The sequence below is a fragment of the Oceanimonas baumannii genome (genome assembly GCF_002245495.1).
Lineage (GTDB): Bacteria > Pseudomonadota > Gammaproteobacteria > Enterobacterales > Aeromonadaceae > Oceanimonas > Oceanimonas baumannii.
In genome coordinates, this window is sequence record NZ_NQJF01000012.1 from 115554 (window position 1) to 131730 (window position 16177).

Here is a 16177-nt window from a genome sequence, read left to right on the forward strand (position 1 = left end):
CATATTCGGAGTTAAAATCATGTACGCGGTAATCCAAAGCGGCGGAAAACAGCACCGTGTAGCCGAAGGCCAGGTTGTTCGTCTGGAAAAACTGGACGTAGAAACCGGCGCTGCTGTCGAATTCGACAAAGTGCTGATGGTGGCCCAAGGTGAAGACGTTAAAGTAGGTGTACCCTACGTTGATGGCAGCAAGGTAACTGCAGAAGTAGTTGCTCACGGTCGTGGCAAAAAAGTCAAGATCGTTAAGTTCCGTCGTCGTAAGCACTCTCGCAAACAGCAGGGTCACCGTCAGTGGTTCACTGAAGTGAAAATCACTGCTATCAGCGCCTAAGAGAGGAGTAAAGTTCCATGGCACACAAAAAAGCAGGCGGCTCTACTCGTAACGGTCGCGACTCAGAAAGCAAACGCCTTGGTGTAAAGCGTTACGGTGGTGAATCTGTCCTGGCGGGCAACATCATCGTTCGTCAGCGCGGCACCAAATTCCACGCCGGCGATAACGTTGGCCTGGGCAAGGACCACACTCTGTTCGCCAAAGCCGACGGCAAGGTGAAGTTTGAAGTTAAAGGTCCTCAGAACCGTAAGTTCGTAAGCATTGTAACTGAATAAGTTACTATCAGAACTTAAAAAAAGCCCCGCCAACCGGCGGGGCTTTTTGCTTTAATAAAGGCACGTTCGGCATGTGAGCCGGATAGACAGGCTCAGAAAACGAATGGGAGAGCAGTGAAATGAAATTTGTCGATGAAGCGGAAATCCGCATTGACGCGGGAGATGGCGGTAATGGCTGTGTGAGCTTCCGCCGGGAAAAGTACGTTCCCATGGGTGGCCCCGATGGTGGTGATGGCGGCGATGGCGGTGACGTCTATATGCTGGCCGACGAAAACCTCAACACCCTGATCGACTATCACTTCGAGCGCTTCCACAAGGCCGAGCGGGGCGAAAATGGCCGGGGCGGCAACTGTACCGGCAAGCGGGGTAAGGATCTGGTGCTGAAGGTGCCGGTGGGTACCCGCGCAAAAGACGAGATGACCGGCGAGATCCTCGGGGATCTTACCCGTCACGGCCAGAAGCTGCTGGTAGCCAAAGGAGGGTTTCACGGCCTGGGCAACACCCGTTTCAAGAGTTCGGTTAACCGGGCTCCGAGGCAAAAGACCAACGGCACACCGGGTGAAGTGCGTAACGTACTGCTTGAGTTACTGCTGTTGGCCGATGTGGGCCTGCTGGGTCTGCCCAATGCCGGCAAATCCACCTTTATCCGCTCGGTATCGGCGGCCAAGCCGAAGGTTGCGGATTATCCTTTTACCACGCTGGTGCCTAACCTGGGTGTGGTACGTTGTGATGGGCAGAAAAGCTTTGTGGTGGCAGACATTCCCGGGCTGATTGAAGGGGCTGCCGATGGTGCCGGACTGGGTATTCGCTTTCTCAAGCACCTTGAGCGTTGCCGTGTGCTGCTGCACATTATTGATGTGCTGCCGGTGGACGGCTCCGATCCTGCCGACAATGCCGATATCATTGTCAATGAGCTGAACCAGTACAGTGAAGAGCTGGCCAACAAGCCCCGCTGGCTGGTGTTCAACAAGCTGGATCTGGTTGACGATGAACAGGCGGAAGAAATTATTACCCGAGTTATCGAGCTGCTGGACTGGAAAGGCCCGGTGCACCGTATGGCGGCGATCAGTAAGGACGGTACCCGTGAGCTGACGCAGGCATTGATGGCGTTCCTGGAAGAGCACCCGCGTAGCCAGGAAGAACTGGAAGCCGCCCGGGAGCCGGTCAATTTCAAATGGGATGAATATCACCAGGCCGCGCTGAACGACACCGATGAAGACGATGACGACTGGGACGATGAAGAAGATGACGGCCATGTCATCTACACCAAGGAATAAGGCTGGTATGACGCTGTCGATGATTGTGGCCATGACCCGGGATGGGGTGATTGGTCGTGATAATGACATGCCCTGGCACTTGCCAGCGGATCTTGCTTACTTCAAGCAAACCACCTTGGGCAAGCCGGTGGTAATGGGGCGTAACACCTATGTCTCCATCGGCCGGCCCCTGCCGGGCCGCCGCAATGTTATTGTCAGTCGTGCGTTGGATGAAGCTCCGGCCGGTACCGAGCTGGTACCATCACCCGAGGCAGCTCTGGCGCTGCTGGGCGATGCTGAAGAAGTGATGGTGATGGGAGGTGGCCAGTTGTATGCAGCCATGCTGCCGTTGGCTCAGCGCCTTTACATCACTCGCATTGACGCCAGTATTGAGGGAGATACCCGGTTTCCGGATATCGACACACAGGCCTGGAAGCTGGTGAGCGAAGAAGTCCGCGCCGCCGATGAGCGTAACCAATACGATTGTCGCTTTCAGATACTGGAGCGCCTCAAATAAAAAAGGCCCGGCGATAAGCCGGGCTTTTTTATGGCGTCAGGCATGCACCGGACAGGGAGTGCTGATACGCTCGCCGGTATCCCAGCACAGCATGGTCAGGCTGCCGCCCCAGACACAGCCGGTATCCAGCGCGTGTACGCCCGGCTGCGTGCACTGCCCTTCCAGTGCGGCCCAATGGCCAAAGATCAGCGCTGGATCTTCGTGCTGCTGCCGTAATTCAAACCAGGGATGCAAGGTGTCAGGTGCTGCCTGGATCCCGGCCTTGTAAGCAAAGTCCAGCCGGCCATCGGCGTAGCACAGCCGCATTCGGGTCAGTGCGTTGATGGTAAAGCGCAACTGGTCTGCCTCGTTGAGATCATCACGCCAGTATGCCGGCTCATTGCCGTACATCCCCTGCAGTCGTTCAAGGTAATGGGCTGAGCGCAGTTCTTGTTCCGCTGCCCGTGCAGCATCCTGTGCCTGTGCTATCGTCCACTGAGGAGGAATGCCGGCGTGGGTCATCACAAAACCGTGTTGCTCATGTGTGGCCAGCAAGGGTTGTTGCCGTAGCCAGTACAGTAAATCGGCCTTGTCGGCAGCCTGCAGGATCTCATTTATTCTGTCGGACTTTTTGGCTGCACGCAGCCCGCTGGCTACGGCCAGCAGATGCAGATCGTGATTACCAAGTACGGTGGTTGCCGCGTTTCCCAATGCCATGACCCGACGCAGACAACCCAGGGAGTCAGGCCCCCGGGCAACCAGATCGCCGGTAAGCCAGAGTTCGTCCCGGGACGGAGAAAAAGCCACTTCGGTCAGCAACTGGTTCAGCTCGTTCAGGCAGCCCTGAAGATCGCCGACAAGGTAGGTTGCCATCAGTTGATCACATTCGGTTGGGCCAGACGAAAAGGAGCAATGGGGGCTTCAAATTCACTGCCGTCATCCCGGCGCAGGAGATAAAAGCCTTCCATCACGCCGACTGGCGTGTCGAGGCTGACGCCACTGGTATAGGTGTAATCTTCGCCTGCCGCAATAGCGGGTTGTTCACCCACTACACCACTGCCTTCTACTTCTGTGCGTTTGCCATTGGCATCGGTGATCAGCCAGCGACGGCTGATCAGGGTCACCCGTTCATCGCCCTGATTGGCAATGGTAATGGTATAAGCAAACACATAATGCTCGTCTTCCGGCGATGAACGATCGGCCAGGTAATGGGGAACCGGGGTAATCTGAATGGCAGCGGCAGACATCAGGACTCCTTTTTTTGTGCCAGCGCGTTAGCAAGGGTAACGTATTGAACCAGCGTCAGCTGCTCGGGGCGGGTAGAGGGATCCAGCCCCAGGGCCGAAATCTCTTCGGCGCTGAACAGGTGGCTCAGACTGTTGCGAATCGTCTTGCGGCGCTGACCAAAGGCGTCGGAAGTGACCCGTGACAAATTCTTCATGTCTTTTACCGGGTGTGGCGGAGTGTCATAAGGCAGCAGCCGTACCACCGCCGAGTCCACTTTGGGGGCGGGTTTAAAGGCTTCTGGGCCGACTTCCAGCACGGGCACTACTTCACAGTAATATTGGGCCATGACGCTCAGGCGGCCATAGGCCTTACTGCCCGGGCCGGCGGCCAGGCGGTTCACCACTTCTTTTTGCAGCATAAAGTGCATGTCGCTGACCAGAGCCGAAAACTCGAATAGGTGAAACATCAGCTGAGTGGAAATGTTGTAGGGCAGGTTACCGAAAATTTTCAGTTTCTTGCCGGGCTCACACAGGCTGGCGAAGTCAAACTTCATGGCATCGGCCTGGTGAATACTGAGCTTGTCTTTCAGAAACGGGTGGGTTTCCAGCCGCGCCGCCAGATCCCGGTCCAGCTCCACTACATTCAGGTGCTCAATACGCTCACAGACCGGGCCGGTCAGTGCACCCAGACCGGGGCCGATTTCCACCATGGTGTAATCGTCGGACGGATGAATGGCATTAACAATCTGATCGATGGTGTAATCATCATGCAGAAAGTTCTGACCAAAACGTTTACGGGCCTTATGCCCCTGGTGGACCTTGCTATTCATCGCGTTTTTCTATCATCTCAATGGCTTGATTAAGGGCGCAGAGCATGCTGCCTGCATCTATCTTGTCGGTGCCGGCCAGCTCCAGAGCGGTGCCGTGATCCACCGAAGTGCGAATAAAAGGCAGCCCCAGCGTGATGTTAACTGCCTTGCCGAAGCCGATATATTTCAGTACCGGCAGACCCTGGTCGTGATACATGGCCAGAAAGGCATCAGCGTCCTTCATGTATTTTTCGTTGAACATGGTATCGGATGAGAGCGGACCAACCAGATCCATACCTTCCTCACGCAGCTCGTTAAGGGTAGGAATGATGATATCGATTTCTTCCCGGCCCAGGTGGCCATCTTCCCCGGCATGGGGGTTGAGACCACAGACATAAATACGTGGGTTGGGCAGGCCGAATTTGCTTTTCAGCTCGGCATGCAGAATGCGGGTGATTTTGGTCAGCCGCTCGGCCGTAATGGCACGGGACACATAGGCCAGTGGAATATGGGTCGTAACCTGTGCCACACGCAGGCCAGGAGTGGCCAGCAGCATGACGACATCCGGTACGTTGGCTTGCTGAGCAAAAAACTCGGTATGACCACTGAAGGACACACCCGCCTTGTTAATGATGCCCTTGTTGACCGGGCCGGTGACTACCGCATCGAACTCGCCGCTCATATTGCCGTCTGATGCCCGTTTCAGGGTTTCCAGCACATAGAGGCCATTTGCTTCCTCCAGTACACCGGGGGTGGCGGCCTTGGCCATTTTGACCGGCTCAATGGTCAGGGTGCCGGCTTTTTGTGGAACGGGGGCGGCCTGCTGCTGATAGGGCAACAGGATAATATCACGGCCCAGCAACTGGGCCCGGGCTTTAATCAGCTCCGGATCTGCGATCACCACCAGCTCGACCGGCCAGTCAAGGTCGGCCAGCGCCAGCATCAGCTCGGGGCCAATGCCAGCAGGCTCGCCCGGGGTTATGGCTATGCGTTTACAACTCACGAGTCACCATTGGATAATTGATTGTCGACAATACGGATATAAGCCTGATCCTTGAGCTCATCGAGCCAGGTCTGTACTTCTTCGTTAAAGCGACGATTGAAAATCAGTTGATAGGCCCGCTGTTCGGTGGCCTGCTCGGTTGCATCCTGCAGGCGTTTTTCTTCCAGACGAACCAGATGCCAGCCGTGTTCTGAGCGGAATGGTTTGCTCAGTTCACCCGGCTGCAGTTGAGTGACAGTATCACGAAAACTGCTGACATAAAGTTCGGGCGAGGCCCAGCCCAAATCTCCGCCATTAACAGCAGAACCGGTATCATCGGAATACTGTTCGGCCAGCTGTGCCATGGTAGCGTCGCCATTACGAATGGAGCGGGCAAAGTCATTCAGCATGGCCTGTGCCTTTTCTTCGCTGAGGATCACGGACGGCTTGATCAGAATATGCCGGGCACGAACTTCCAGCGCCTGCACGGTCTGTTGTTGGCTGCCTTCCATATCCAGAATGGTCAGAATATGCAGGCCGGCACCGGAGCGGATTGGGCCGATAATATCACCTTTTGCATGGTTTCTCACCGCTTCGCTGAACAGCGACGGCATTTCTCCCAGGCTCATCATGCCCCAGTCACCGCCCTCAAGGGCCTTGGGACCGGCACTGCTGGCAATGGCCAGTTTACGGAAGTCGGCACCTTGTTTCAGCTCGGCCATCAGTTGTCTGGCCTGGCTGTTGGCCTGCTGCAGCTGGTCACTGCTGGGGTTGCCGGGGAGCGGCAACAGAATATTTCCCACCCGGTAACGGGCGTTGCCTTGTCCCTGTTCCTGAATCATCTGTACTACTTGTTTGACTTCCTGATCGGAGATGTTGATGCGTCGGCGCACCTGGTTGCGGGCCAGCTCACTCATCAGAATGTCATTGCGGACCTGTTCCCGGAATGTAGCCCAGCTCTGGCCATTGGCGGCCGCACTGGCACGGAGCTGCTCCGGGGTTTTGCCCTCACCTTTGGCTATGTTATTCAGCGCCTGCTCCAGCTGGGTGTCTGTAATGCGCAGGCCTAACCGCTCTGCCAGCTGCAACTGCAGGCTTTCAAGAATCAGTCGCTCCAACGCCTGTTTACGCAGACGCTGTTCGTCAGGCAAAGGCTGGCCCGCGGCCCGGGCATTCTGGCGCACCTGAGCCACCAGAGCATTGAGCTGGCTTTCCAGTACCACGTCGTTATTGACCTGAGCCACGGTTTTGTCGAGCTCCTGAGCGGCCTGTCCGGTGAAAGACAGCAAGCTCAGCCCGGCGGCCATCAGCAGTAGTTTACATCTTTGGTTCATGACAAATCCTGTGCGCAATGAAAATCAGTTGTTCAGATTAAAAGGACGATAGTAGGGCAGCAGTTCGGTACCCGGTTCAAATTCGCTGCCGGTACCCAGAGAACTGAAGCCTTTCAGCTCGAAGCGCAGACCTATGCTGGTTTCCTGCGTGGTACTGGTGGGGTTAAACAGCTTGTCTTCTTTCTGCCATTGCTCCCACACCAGGCTCACTGCCCAGCAGCAGGAGTCGTAGCGCAGTCCTATCAGAGTATCGATATTGCGATGGAGTTCAATATCCCGGTAATAAGCACCGATCAGTCCCCATTGAGGAGCCACTGGCCAGAACAGCGTGCCGCCCACCTGGTTCAGTTCGTTGCTGATACTGTCGGAGAAATATGCCTCGTTCAGATGACGGAAGCCAAGCTGGGCGAGTTTTCCCTGCTCGTTATATTCCAGCGTAATATTACCGGCGGCAAGCTGATTGTTTCTCGTGTCGTGCTGAGCTTCGCCGTGAATAAACCAGCTATTATCGAGGTTCAGATCGCCTTCAAAGGTAAGGAATGACTGCTTGGTTTTATCCAGTTGCTCACCTGGGTACAGTTTGACCCTGGGAGCGGTGAAATTGAAGGTCTGGGCCAGTGCAAGACGCAAGCGCTCCGTGCCGCTGTCATCATAGATGCGGCTGGTAAAACCGGCGGTCAACTGATTGGCATCGCTGATGCGATCCAGGCCGGCAAAACGGCGATCGCTGAACAGGCTGTAGTAGTCCTGTCGCATGGTGGTGCTGTCGTACAGACCAATGTTGTCCTGATTTTCATAAGGCACGTACAGATATTGAAACTGGGGCTCCAGGGTCTGGGTAAAATCCTGCTCAAACCAGCGGGCCTGGCGGTCAAAAACCAGACCGCCATTAATACGCATTCTGGGCAGCAGGCGATCCACACTGGTATCCAGGGTGTTTGTGTCAAAGCCCCACTGATTGAGGTAGTAGGGAGCCAGTGCCGTGGGAATATCCTGCTCGTAATGCGTGTAGTAGGCGCCCACATCTGCCTTCAATTGTAAGCCGGGCTGGTCAATCAGAGAGTAGATAAGCCGGGGCTCGATATGAAAACGTGTGGCTTGATAGGCCTGCTCGTCACTGTTTTCAAAGCGGGCCAGTTCAGAGTCCAGGGCAATATCGAAGTCCCCCAGCCCCCGGTAGCTGTTAAGCACCAGTGCCGGCATCAGCTGAAAAGGCTGAGTATCGAGTTCGGGCTTCAGGATCTGATAATCCCGTATTTCTGTGGTCAGTTGCCAGTGACGGTCATAGTAACCGCCTTGAAAGGATTGCAGCAGCTGGTTATCAACCAGGGTGCCAACTGGAGGATCAAAGTCATCCAGGTAGGCATAGTCCCAGCCCGCGACCTGAGTGTAATCAATATTACCGCGCCAGTGGCCGGCGGCATCAAAACGGGCGCTGTGCTGCCAGCTGAATAGCCAGCGGGCATCGTCTCGCCATTCTTCGCCGGCGAGAGCCGGATCATTGGCAAGTTTCTTATCCTCGTGCAGGTATTCGCCATAAAGCACGCCATTATGGCCCTCAGTGGGCATATAGCGAAATTCCAGCTGGGCCATGGCACCACGCTTTTCTATGTAGCGGGGGGTAATGGTGGCGTCGTAGTTGGGTGCGATATTCCAGTAATAGGGCAAGCGGATATCTGCACCATTACTGCTGCTAATATCAAAAGAGGGATAGAGAAAGCCGCTCTGGCGCTCGTCTTTAACCGGAAACTTGATATAGGGAAAATAGAAGACCGGCACATCACCCAGCCACAGCACGGCATTCCAGGCTTCACCAAAGACTTCATCCTGCTCAACTGAAACGGTACTGGCTTTCAGCTGCCATGCTTCTTCTCCCGGTGGGCAGGTTGTGTAGCTGGCTTCCTTGAGATCAACTTCAGCGCGCTCACCGGCCAAGGTCACTTTGCGCGCATGACCCCGTCCCGGATCCCCGTGCAGCTGATACCGGGCCTGATCCAGTTCCGTATCTTTGGTGGTAAGGTTGCCGGTAAGGGTGGTATCACTTTCCACGGTAATGGTACCGTCGGTCAGACGAATATTACCTTTAGCCAGTACGTCCCGGCTTTGTTGCTCCAGCTCCATATAATCGCTGTGAAAGCGTCGTTCGCCTTGTAGTACTTCCACATCGCCCCGATAGAGAACTTTGCCGTCTTTGGTGGCATTCAGTACATCGGCCGTCACTGTAATAGGAGCGTTTGGGTCTGTTTGCCCTTCTGTCCGCAATGGCACATGGCTGAAACAATGGCCGAAAGGAAGGGGAACTGCATCCTTGATTTGCTCATCAGGTGATGTTGTACCTGTCGTTTGTGCCTGAACCAGACCAGAGACAAACAGCAGGGGAAGGCCAATAATCCGTATTCTCATGGGGTGATGCTCTCGTTCCTGGTGTTGGCGACACCGCCCGGGATCCTGCGGGCTGGTTGAGCTTTTGGTGTCATTCTTTTATGGTAGCGGGCTATGATAAATCATTCTCGCTGCCAGCTCTATGCCGGTGCCTGCTTCGACTATAACCATCTCTATACAAACCGACTTTATGAAACCATGTCTGTTTTCAATACGTTCTACTCCTGCCGCTGCTGGCCGTTTACAAGCATGGGAGCGCAGCTGAATGCTCTCACATATTAAAGGCAAAATTATCGGTTTTTTGTTCGGTCTGCTGATTGGCAACATTCCCGGTGCACTGCTGGGGTTGTGGCTTGGCCACCTGGTGGATAAAAAGCTGGCCGGAGCCTGGGGCTTTGTGAAAGATGCTCAGCAGGAGTTCCTCTACGCCACCTTTTCCACCATGGGGCATCTGGCCAAATCCAGTGGCCGTGTTACCAGTGAAGAAATCCGCTTGGCAGAGCAGCTGATGATACAAATGCGGTTGCGGCCAGAGCAGAAGGCTGAGGCCCAGCAAGCCTTTCGCGATGGCAAGGAAAGCGACTTTCCGTTAACAGAAACATTACGTCGGTTCCGTTCGCGCACACGTGACAGCCGTAACCTGTTGCGTTTTTTTATGGAAGTGCAACTGCAGCTGGTGTTTGCCGACGGCGAATTGCATCCGGCTGAGCGTCGTTTGTTGCATACCATCGCCTCCGAGCTGGGGTTCTCCGCTCAGGAGCTGGAGCAGTTGCTGGCCTTTGCCGAGGCGCAGATGCATATGTATCGGCAGGGGAGAGCAGGTGGTCAGGGAGCGGGTGGCTTTACGCCGTCTTCTCAAGATCGGTTACGTGATGCTTACCGGATCCTGGAAGTGGATGAAAATGCCGACGATGCCACCGTAAAGCGGGCCTACCGCCGGCAAATGTCCAAACATCATCCCGATAAGCTGGTAGCTCAGGGTCTGCCCAAGGAGATGATGGAAATGGCCAAAGAAAAAGCCCAGGACATTCAGCAGGCCTGGGAAACCATCAAGGCCGCCCGTAATATTCGCTGACGGTTCTGAGCTCTGAGCTGTGTTTGTCATTCAGCAGGCGTTGGTTATATGGACTCCCGTCCCCGCCTTCGCCGGTGACCTTTCCATGCAAGAAATGCAGTATTTCGTCATGCCCGTGAAGACGGGCATCCAGAACATGGGGGCCAGATATTGACGACAACGCAACGTCTGCAGAAGTGCATGGGCCCCCGTCTTCGCCGATGGCGTTCCTTCGCCGGAGTGATTGGTTTTCCGGTTTCCGTTACACCAGACGGTTCTGCTCTTGTCCGCCGGCAAAGGCTTCAATATTGCTGATCAACTGATCGGCCAGCCGTTGCATGGAGGCATGGCTGGACCAGGCGATATGGGGCGTGAGAATAAAGTTGGGGCAGGCCAGTGCCTGCATCAGCGGATGATCGGCGGGAGGCGGTTCGGCGCTGACCACATCAAAACCGGCACCACCAATGCGCTGCTCCTGCAGAGCTTGCAGTAATGCCTGTTCATCCACCAGCCCCCCGCGACCCACGTTAATCAGCAAAGCATCCGGTTTCATCAGGCCCAGCTCCTGTTCACCAATCAGATGATACGTTTCATTGTTCAGCGGACAGTGCAGACTGAGTATGTCAGCCTCAGCCAGTACCTGCTCAAAGGGCTGACGTCCAGCCGTTGCCGTCTGGCCCTTGCGGGCTGCCACGATCACCTTCATGCCGAGCGCGTTAGCCATTCGCTCCAGCTCCTGGGCAATGGTGCCATAGCCAATCAGCCCCAGTGTCTGGCCCTTCAGATCCCGTACCGGATAGTCAAAATAGCAAAACTGTCCCGATGCTTGCCATCGGCCATGGGCTACCGAATCCCGGTAAGCATGCAGGTTACGGCTTAATGCCATCATCAGTGACAGGGCATGCTCGGGAACCGAGCTTTCCGAGTAATTCCGGATATTGCATACCGCTATTCCGGCATTCCGGCAGGCATCCAGATCTACGTTGTCGCTGCCGGTGGCCGCAATGGCGACCAGTTTCAGCGCTGGCAGCCGGGTTATAACATCAGCGTTGATAGTCACCTTATTGACAATTGCCACGGTGGCCTGCTGCAGCCGCTTTACTACCTGATCCGGGGTGGTTTCGTTATATTCCTGCCAGTCATGGTCAAAGGCCGGCCGGCGCAGCTTGACCTCCGGTGCCAGTGTTTTGCGATCGAGAAATACCAGTTTCATTCTGTTCTCCTCCTTTTAAAAAGTCGGGTGCACCGGGCGGTTGCGGCATCCAGCCATGGCGAATCATCCAGGCGGTAATCAAGCGCTCGGGATGCCGTGGTGTGTGCAGAAAGGCAGCGTGATAATCACCAGGGTGGCGGGAGCTGCTTTGCCGGCGTAGTTCCTGGTTCAGCAACGCCGCAGGGTGCTGTTTGGTAAACACATCCAGTACCGGCCAGGCTGACCGGGCCAGGCTCATGGCCAGCATGCGCTGATGAGCATGAGTAACAGGGAGGGCGTCGAGAACAATCAGGCCGTCGGGAGAGGGCAGAGCACCGGTTTGTACCAAATGCTGGAACCAGAGCGAGGCACTGCCCTGAGTCAGTACCAGTTGGGGAGTATCGTGCGGGTGTTCAAATGAGGGAGCAAGGCGTTGCGTCAGCGTCATCAGCCATTGCTGCTGTTCCTCGTTGACTTGCTCGGCGGACGGATCAAAATGTTGCTGCTGCCCGTCGGGCAACAGCAACACCATATCCCAGCCCTGCCGTTGCCACCAGCCGGCCATATTCAGCCAGTGATGTACCTGCTGTTGTTCGGGCCAGACCAGTAACTGGCCCAAGGCTTCCGGACGTTCGGCATCAAAACGAAGCAGGCCGGTTTCATGCTGATATTCCCGATAGCCGCTCCAGTCAAATTGCGCCATAGCCGGTGTCACCAGCAGCCAGCAGAGCATCCACCATCCGGCCCGGTGCATCAGCTCACCTCAAAGGGGGCGGGCGCTGCAAATTCCAGCCAGGTTTTCTCCCTGGGATGCCGAAATGCCAGATGGGCCGCATGCAGTTGCAGCTGCGTCGCCATGGCCAGCGCTTCTCCTTCGGCATACAGGTTATCCCCCAGAATCGGGTGACCGAGACTCAGCATATGTACGCGCAACTGATGAGAGCGCCCGGTAACGGGGATCAGCTCAATCAGGCTGCGCTTCTCCTCACGGCGCAGGCAGCGCCAGTGTGTCAGTGCCTTTTTGCCGTGTTCCAGGCTGACCATATGCCGTGGCCGGTTGGGCCAGTCGCAGCACAGGGGCAGATCGATACTGCCTTCATCCTGCGCCGGCTGGCCATATACCCAGGCGTAGTAGCGCTTTTCGGTTTCCCGTTCGCGAAACTGGCGGCTGAGCTCCCGGTGCGCCTTGGGATGCAGCGCCATCACGATGACGCCAGAAGTCGCCATGTCGAGCCGGTGAACAACCTGTACCGCAGGAAATACCCTGGAGACCCTGAGTGACAGGCTGTCGAAGTGCACCGGATCCCGCCCGGGCACACTCAGCAGCCCACTGGGTTTGTTCAGCACTATAATGCTGTTGTCCTGATACAAAATCTCGAACTGAGGATCCACCGGCGGATCATAACGCAGCAATACCATGGCTTGGCTCTGTTTCCTTATTGATGACTGACCACAATAAACCGAATCGCGTCCAGTTTTAAGCGGGTATGGCTGAGCAGGTTATCCAGTTCGGTTTTCAGATCCTGCACATGGTCAATTTCGCTCTGGCGCACATTCGGGTTGACCTTGGCCAGATGCTGCAGCCGTTCCAGTTCCTGATCCATGGACGCATGCATGCGGGTTCGGGCCTGCTCCACCAGTTGAGTCATCTGTTGCTCGGCAACGGGGGTCGCGGTCTGCAGTTGCTGATGAATAAACGTCTGGGAAGCATTGACCAGTTTGCTGCCGAGATGTCGGTTGATGGGGCTGAGCTGTTTGTCAAAGGCTTCAAAGCTGACCTTTTCCGCCAGGTTGTTGCCATTTTTGTCTAGCAGCAGGCGAATGGGAGCCGGCGGCAGAAAACGGTACAGCTGAGCATGATGAGCGGATTCGGCGACAAAGATCAGCTCAACAAACTGGGTGCCTACCGGCAGGGCCTTGTTCTTGAGAATGGCGACCGAAGTCGTACCGATCTCCGATCCCAGCACCAGATCAATACCGCCGCGGATCATGGGGTGATCCCAGCTTAAAAACTGCAGATCATCCCGGCCAAGCGCGGTGTTCCGATCAAAGGTGATGCTGGCGCCATCGTCGGGCAGGCCCGGAAAGCTCGGGATCAGCATTTGTTCGGTGGGACGCAGCACAATGGCATTCTCGCCTTTGTCGTCCTGATGAACGCCCACTTCATCAAACAGCTTGATGGCAAAAATGGCCAGAGTGGGGTCTTCGTCAGTTTCGGACAGTTGCTCTGCCAGGTTGTGATGCTGCAGGCTGCCGCTGGAATTCAGTTCCAGCAGGCGATCCCGGCCCTGCTCCATCTGGCTGATGAGGTTACCGGTAATGCTTTTCGTGTCGGCGATTAACTGCTCCAGTGCGTCGCTGTCCTGACCGTGTCCGGCCAGAATTTCCAGCAAGCGATCCGAAACCTGCTGATACACCGGGTGACCCACGGCATTGGGCTTGCTGAACGCATCCATACCCTGCTGGTACCAGAGGGTCAGAGCCTGCTGAGCAGTGCCTTCCAGATAGGGAACGTGAATATCGATATCGTGCTGCTGGCCAATGCGATCCAGGCGACCGATACGTTGCTCCAGCAGATCCGGATTAAGCGGCAGATCAAACAGCACCAGCTGGTGAGCAAACTGGAAGTTACGGCCTTCGGAGCCTATTTCCGAGCAGATCAACACCTGAGCACCACCTTCCTGCTGAGCAAAGTAGGCGGCGGCCTTATCCCGTTCCAGCAACGACATACCTTCATGGAACACGGTGCCGCGGATGCCTTCCCGGGTCCGGAGAGCTTCTTCCAGCGCCAATGCCACGCCGGCCTTGGCAGTGATGATCAGGACTTTATTGTTGCGGTTTTCCTTAAGGAACTCCAGCAACCAGCTGATACGGCTGTCGAACTGAGTCCAGCTGCTGTCTCCCCCTTCAAACTGCCGATAGATCTCTTCGGGATACAGAGCCTGTAATGCCTGAGCGGCGTTATCCTGGTGGGAGCCCATCATTCCGGCCACGCGGATGGCGGTTTGATATTGCGATGGCAGGGGCTGGGGATGAGTGTGCAACCGGCGCACCGGGAACCCTTTGATGGACTGGCGGGTATTACGGAATAACAGGCGACCGGTACCATGATGGTCCAGCAACCTGGCCAGCAGCGCCTGGCGCTGCTCGGGGGTGGCCAGATTGGCATCTGCTTCACCATCCATAAAGGGAGCAAGTTGCTGGCGCGCGGTCTCGTTCAGAGGTGCGTCGCTCAACAGGGTTTCGGCTGCTCTGGCCAGAGGTTGATATTCCTCTTCTTCGGCCAGAAATGCGTCGTAGTCGTAAAAACGTTCGGGGTCGAGCAGACGCAGGCGGGCAAAGTGACTTTCATGGCCCTGTTGATCCGGAGTGGCCGTCAGCAGCAGTACGCCTGGGGTTTCTTCTGCCAGGGCTTCGACCACTTCATAGGCCCGGCTGGGGCGTTCGGCATCCCATACCAGGTGATGGGCTTCATCCACCACCAGTAGATCCCAGTCGCTGTCGGCCAGCTGTTCAAAGCGCTTACGTTTCTTAGTGATGAAATCGAGGCTGCACAGCACCAGTTGTTCGGTATCAAACGGGTTGGCTGAATCTGCAAAGGCTTCTACGCAACGCTCTTCATCAAACAACGCAAAGTGCAGATTAAAGCGGCGCAGCATTTCTACCAGCCACTGATGGATCAACGCGTCGGGTACCAGGATAAGAATGCGGGCGGCACGGCCGGACAGCCATTGTTGCTGAATGATCATGCCTGCTTCTATGGTTTTGCCAAGTCCCACTTCATCGGCCAGTAATACCCGTGGGGCATGACGGTTACCAACCTCATGAGCGATGTGCAACTGATGCGGGATCAAACCAATGCGGGCACTGCCCAGGCCACGCAAAGGTGAACGACGCTGATTAAATTGATGCATCAGCGACTGGTAGCGCAGATTAAAACGCCCGATTTTATCTATCTGGCCCGCGAACAGCCGTTCCTGTGGCTTATTCAGCTTGATGAAATGATTGAGGAAGGTTTCCTTTAGACTGGTTTCTTCTTCCGTATCCACTCGTTTGCCATGATAAACCAGCAACCCATCCTGCTCGGATACCGATTCCACTTCCAGCTCCCAGTCTTCATGGCTGCTGATGATATCTCCGGGGTTAAACATGACCCGGGTAACAGGGGCATCGTTAATGGCATACATGCGGTTTTCACCACAGGCAGGAAACAACATGGTGACCATGCGCACATCAATAGCGACCACGGTCCCCAGTCCCAGATCGGTTTCGGTGTCGCTGATCCAACGCTGGCCGAGGGAAAAAAGCATTCAATTCTCCAAGCTGAAGAGGGCTGTAAAAAAGGGGCGCTATCTTACCTCAAAGCTCCAGATTGCTGCACCCGTGATTGGAGCCGAACATCAAGTATAAGAAACAGCATATAAAGAAGGAAAATGACTTCAAGTTCAAAAAACAAGCGAACAAACCGGTGGCATTAAAAAATGTCAAAAAAGCCCTTGCGCAAAATCCGCGGCTCCCTATAATGCGCATCCACTGACACGGGGCAACACGCCAACGGTCACAAACGTTGAAAACGAACAAAACAAAGTTCAAATCAACGCTTGACGAACACCAAGAGTTGCGTAGAATACGCAGCTCTGACCAGCGAAAGCGGTCACGCTCTTTAACAATTTATCAAGCAAACTGTGTGGGCACTCGCAGTCGATTGAGAAACAAAAAATATTGTTTTTCAATGATTTGTGAAGTGCACTAGAAATAGCAGCAATTCAGATATTCATTGAGCATCAAATCTTTAATTGAAGAGTTTGATCATGGCTCAGATTGAACGCTGGCGGCAGGC

Annotated in this window: 15 protein-coding genes; 5 read left to right on the forward strand and 10 right to left on the reverse strand. The window is 55.4% G+C overall.

Features of this window, described 5'->3' with window-relative positions:
- The first annotated feature begins 19 nt into the window (after positions 1-19).
- From rplU to folA, 4 genes are all read left to right on the forward strand, one after another.
- Entirely contained in the window at positions 20-331 is a 312-nt protein-coding gene (rplU, locus tag B6S09_RS14560; RefSeq protein WP_094279218.1) for a 50S ribosomal protein L21, read from the forward strand.
- Positions 332-348: 17 nt separating this feature from the next.
- The gene (gene rpmA / locus B6S09_RS14565) at positions 349-606 is read left to right on the forward strand and encodes a 50S ribosomal protein L27 (RefSeq protein ID WP_014291574.1); all 258 of its coding nucleotides are present in this window, start codon (positions 349-351) and stop codon (positions 604-606) included.
- Between the two features lie 119 nt (positions 607-725).
- Positions 726-1883: an Obg family GTPase CgtA gene (gene cgtA / locus B6S09_RS14570; protein WP_094279219.1), complete on the forward strand. Its 1158-nt coding sequence runs from the start codon at positions 726-728 to the stop codon at positions 1881-1883.
- A 7-nt stretch (positions 1884-1890) separates the two neighbouring features.
- Positions 1891-2379 carry a type 3 dihydrofolate reductase gene (folA, locus tag B6S09_RS14575; protein ID WP_094279220.1) on the forward strand — a complete coding sequence of 163 codons (489 nt, stop codon included), beginning with the start codon at positions 1891-1893 and terminating at the stop codon, positions 2377-2379.
- A gap of 36 nt (positions 2380-2415) precedes the next feature.
- Here folA and B6S09_RS14580 read toward each other — a convergent pair whose 3' ends face one another.
- Genes B6S09_RS14580 through lptD form a run of 6 tightly spaced genes read right to left on the reverse strand, consistent with a single transcriptional unit; the run spans position 2416 to position 9112 of the window.
- Entirely contained in the window at positions 2416-3231 is an 816-nt protein-coding gene (locus B6S09_RS14580) for a symmetrical bis(5'-nucleosyl)-tetraphosphatase (RefSeq protein ID WP_094279221.1), read from the reverse strand.
- A complete protein-coding gene (gene apaG / locus B6S09_RS14585; protein ID WP_094279222.1) occupies positions 3231-3605 on the reverse strand; it encodes a Co2+/Mg2+ efflux facilitator ApaG/CorD in 375 nt (124 codons plus the stop codon). Before apaG ends, B6S09_RS14580 begins: the two co-directional genes overlap by 1 nt.
- The gene (gene rsmA / locus B6S09_RS14590) at positions 3605-4414 is read right to left on the reverse strand and encodes a 16S rRNA (adenine(1518)-N(6)/adenine(1519)-N(6))-dimethyltransferase RsmA (RefSeq protein WP_094279223.1); all 810 of its coding nucleotides are present in this window, start codon (positions 4412-4414) and stop codon (positions 3605-3607) included. Before rsmA ends, apaG begins: the two co-directional genes overlap by 1 nt.
- The gene (gene pdxA / locus B6S09_RS14595; protein ID WP_094279224.1) at positions 4407-5396 is read right to left on the reverse strand and encodes a 4-hydroxythreonine-4-phosphate dehydrogenase PdxA; all 990 of its coding nucleotides are present in this window, start codon (positions 5394-5396) and stop codon (positions 4407-4409) included. The genes rsmA and pdxA overlap by 8 nt, the downstream gene beginning before the upstream one ends.
- Positions 5393-6709, reverse strand: a complete 1317-nt coding sequence (surA, locus tag B6S09_RS14600; RefSeq protein ID WP_094279225.1) for a peptidylprolyl isomerase SurA — start codon at positions 6707-6709, stop codon at positions 5393-5395. The genes pdxA and surA overlap by 4 nt, the downstream gene beginning before the upstream one ends.
- A gap of 24 nt (positions 6710-6733) precedes the next feature.
- Positions 6734-9112 (reverse strand): LPS assembly protein LptD, encoded by a 2379-nt coding sequence (gene lptD, locus B6S09_RS14605; protein ID WP_094279226.1) that lies wholly within the window; start codon positions 9110-9112, stop codon positions 6734-6736.
- A gap of 244 nt (positions 9113-9356) precedes the next feature.
- Between lptD and djlA the strand changes: the two genes are divergently transcribed.
- On the forward strand, positions 9357-10166 hold the full coding sequence (djlA, locus tag B6S09_RS14610; protein ID WP_094279227.1) for a co-chaperone DjlA: 810 nt from the start codon (positions 9357-9359) through the stop codon (positions 10164-10166).
- Positions 10167-10407: 241 nt separating this feature from the next.
- Here the strand turns inward: djlA and B6S09_RS14615 are convergent, their stop codons facing one another.
- From B6S09_RS14615 to rapA, 4 genes are read right to left on the reverse strand one after another with little or no spacing between them, the layout of a single operon-like run.
- Positions 10408-11358 (reverse strand): D-2-hydroxyacid dehydrogenase, encoded by a 951-nt coding sequence (locus B6S09_RS14615; RefSeq protein WP_094279228.1) that lies wholly within the window; start codon positions 11356-11358, stop codon positions 10408-10410.
- The gene (locus tag B6S09_RS14620) at positions 11291-12091 is read right to left on the reverse strand and encodes a DUF3530 domain-containing protein (protein WP_244900106.1); all 801 of its coding nucleotides are present in this window, start codon (positions 12089-12091) and stop codon (positions 11291-11293) included. The genes B6S09_RS14615 and B6S09_RS14620 overlap by 68 nt, the downstream gene beginning before the upstream one ends.
- On the reverse strand, positions 12091-12750 hold the full coding sequence (locus tag B6S09_RS14625; protein WP_208321800.1) for an RluA family pseudouridine synthase: 660 nt from the start codon (positions 12748-12750) through the stop codon (positions 12091-12093). The genes B6S09_RS14620 and B6S09_RS14625 overlap by 1 nt, the downstream gene beginning before the upstream one ends.
- Positions 12751-12773: 23 nt before the next feature.
- The gene (gene rapA / locus B6S09_RS14630; RefSeq protein WP_094279230.1) at positions 12774-15647 is read right to left on the reverse strand and encodes an RNA polymerase-associated protein RapA; all 2874 of its coding nucleotides are present in this window, start codon (positions 15645-15647) and stop codon (positions 12774-12776) included.
- Positions 15648-16177: the final 530 nt, after the last annotated feature.

Bases quoted from the DNA above. Each gene is read 5' to 3' on its own strand.
- rplU (WP_094279218.1), top strand. From the start codon at position 20: ATGTACGCGGTAATCCAAAGCGGCGGAAAACAGCACCGTGTAGCCGAA.
- rpmA (WP_014291574.1), top strand. From the start codon at position 349: ATGGCACACAAAAAAGCAGGCGGCTCTACTCGTAACGGTCGCGACTCA.
- cgtA (WP_094279219.1), top strand. From the start codon at position 726: ATGAAATTTGTCGATGAAGCGGAAATCCGCATTGACGCGGGAGATGGC.
- folA (WP_094279220.1), top strand. From the start codon at position 1,891: ATGACGCTGTCGATGATTGTGGCCATGACCCGGGATGGGGTGATTGGT.
- B6S09_RS14580 (WP_094279221.1), bottom strand. From the start codon at position 3,231: ATGGCAACCTACCTTGTCGGCGATCTTCAGGGCTGCCTGAACGAGCTG.
- apaG (WP_094279222.1), bottom strand. From the start codon at position 3,605: ATGTCTGCCGCTGCCATTCAGATTACCCCGGTTCCCCATTACCTGGCC.
- rsmA (WP_094279223.1), bottom strand. From the start codon at position 4,414: ATGAATAGCAAGGTCCACCAGGGGCATAAGGCCCGTAAACGTTTTGGT.
- surA (WP_094279225.1), bottom strand. From the start codon at position 6,709: ATGAACCAAAGATGTAAACTACTGCTGATGGCCGCCGGGCTGAGCTTG.
- lptD (WP_094279226.1), bottom strand. From the start codon at position 9,112: ATGAGAATACGGATTATTGGCCTTCCCCTGCTGTTTGTCTCTGGTCTG.
- djlA (WP_094279227.1), top strand. From the start codon at position 9,357: ATGCTCTCACATATTAAAGGCAAAATTATCGGTTTTTTGTTCGGTCTG.
- B6S09_RS14615 (WP_094279228.1), bottom strand. From the start codon at position 11,358: ATGAAACTGGTATTTCTCGATCGCAAAACACTGGCACCGGAGGTCAAG.
- B6S09_RS14620 (WP_244900106.1), bottom strand. From the start codon at position 12,091: ATGCACCGGGCCGGATGGTGGATGCTCTGCTGGCTGCTGGTGACACCG.
- rapA (WP_094279230.1), bottom strand. From the start codon at position 15,647: ATGCTTTTTTCCCTCGGCCAGCGTTGGATCAGCGACACCGAAACCGAT.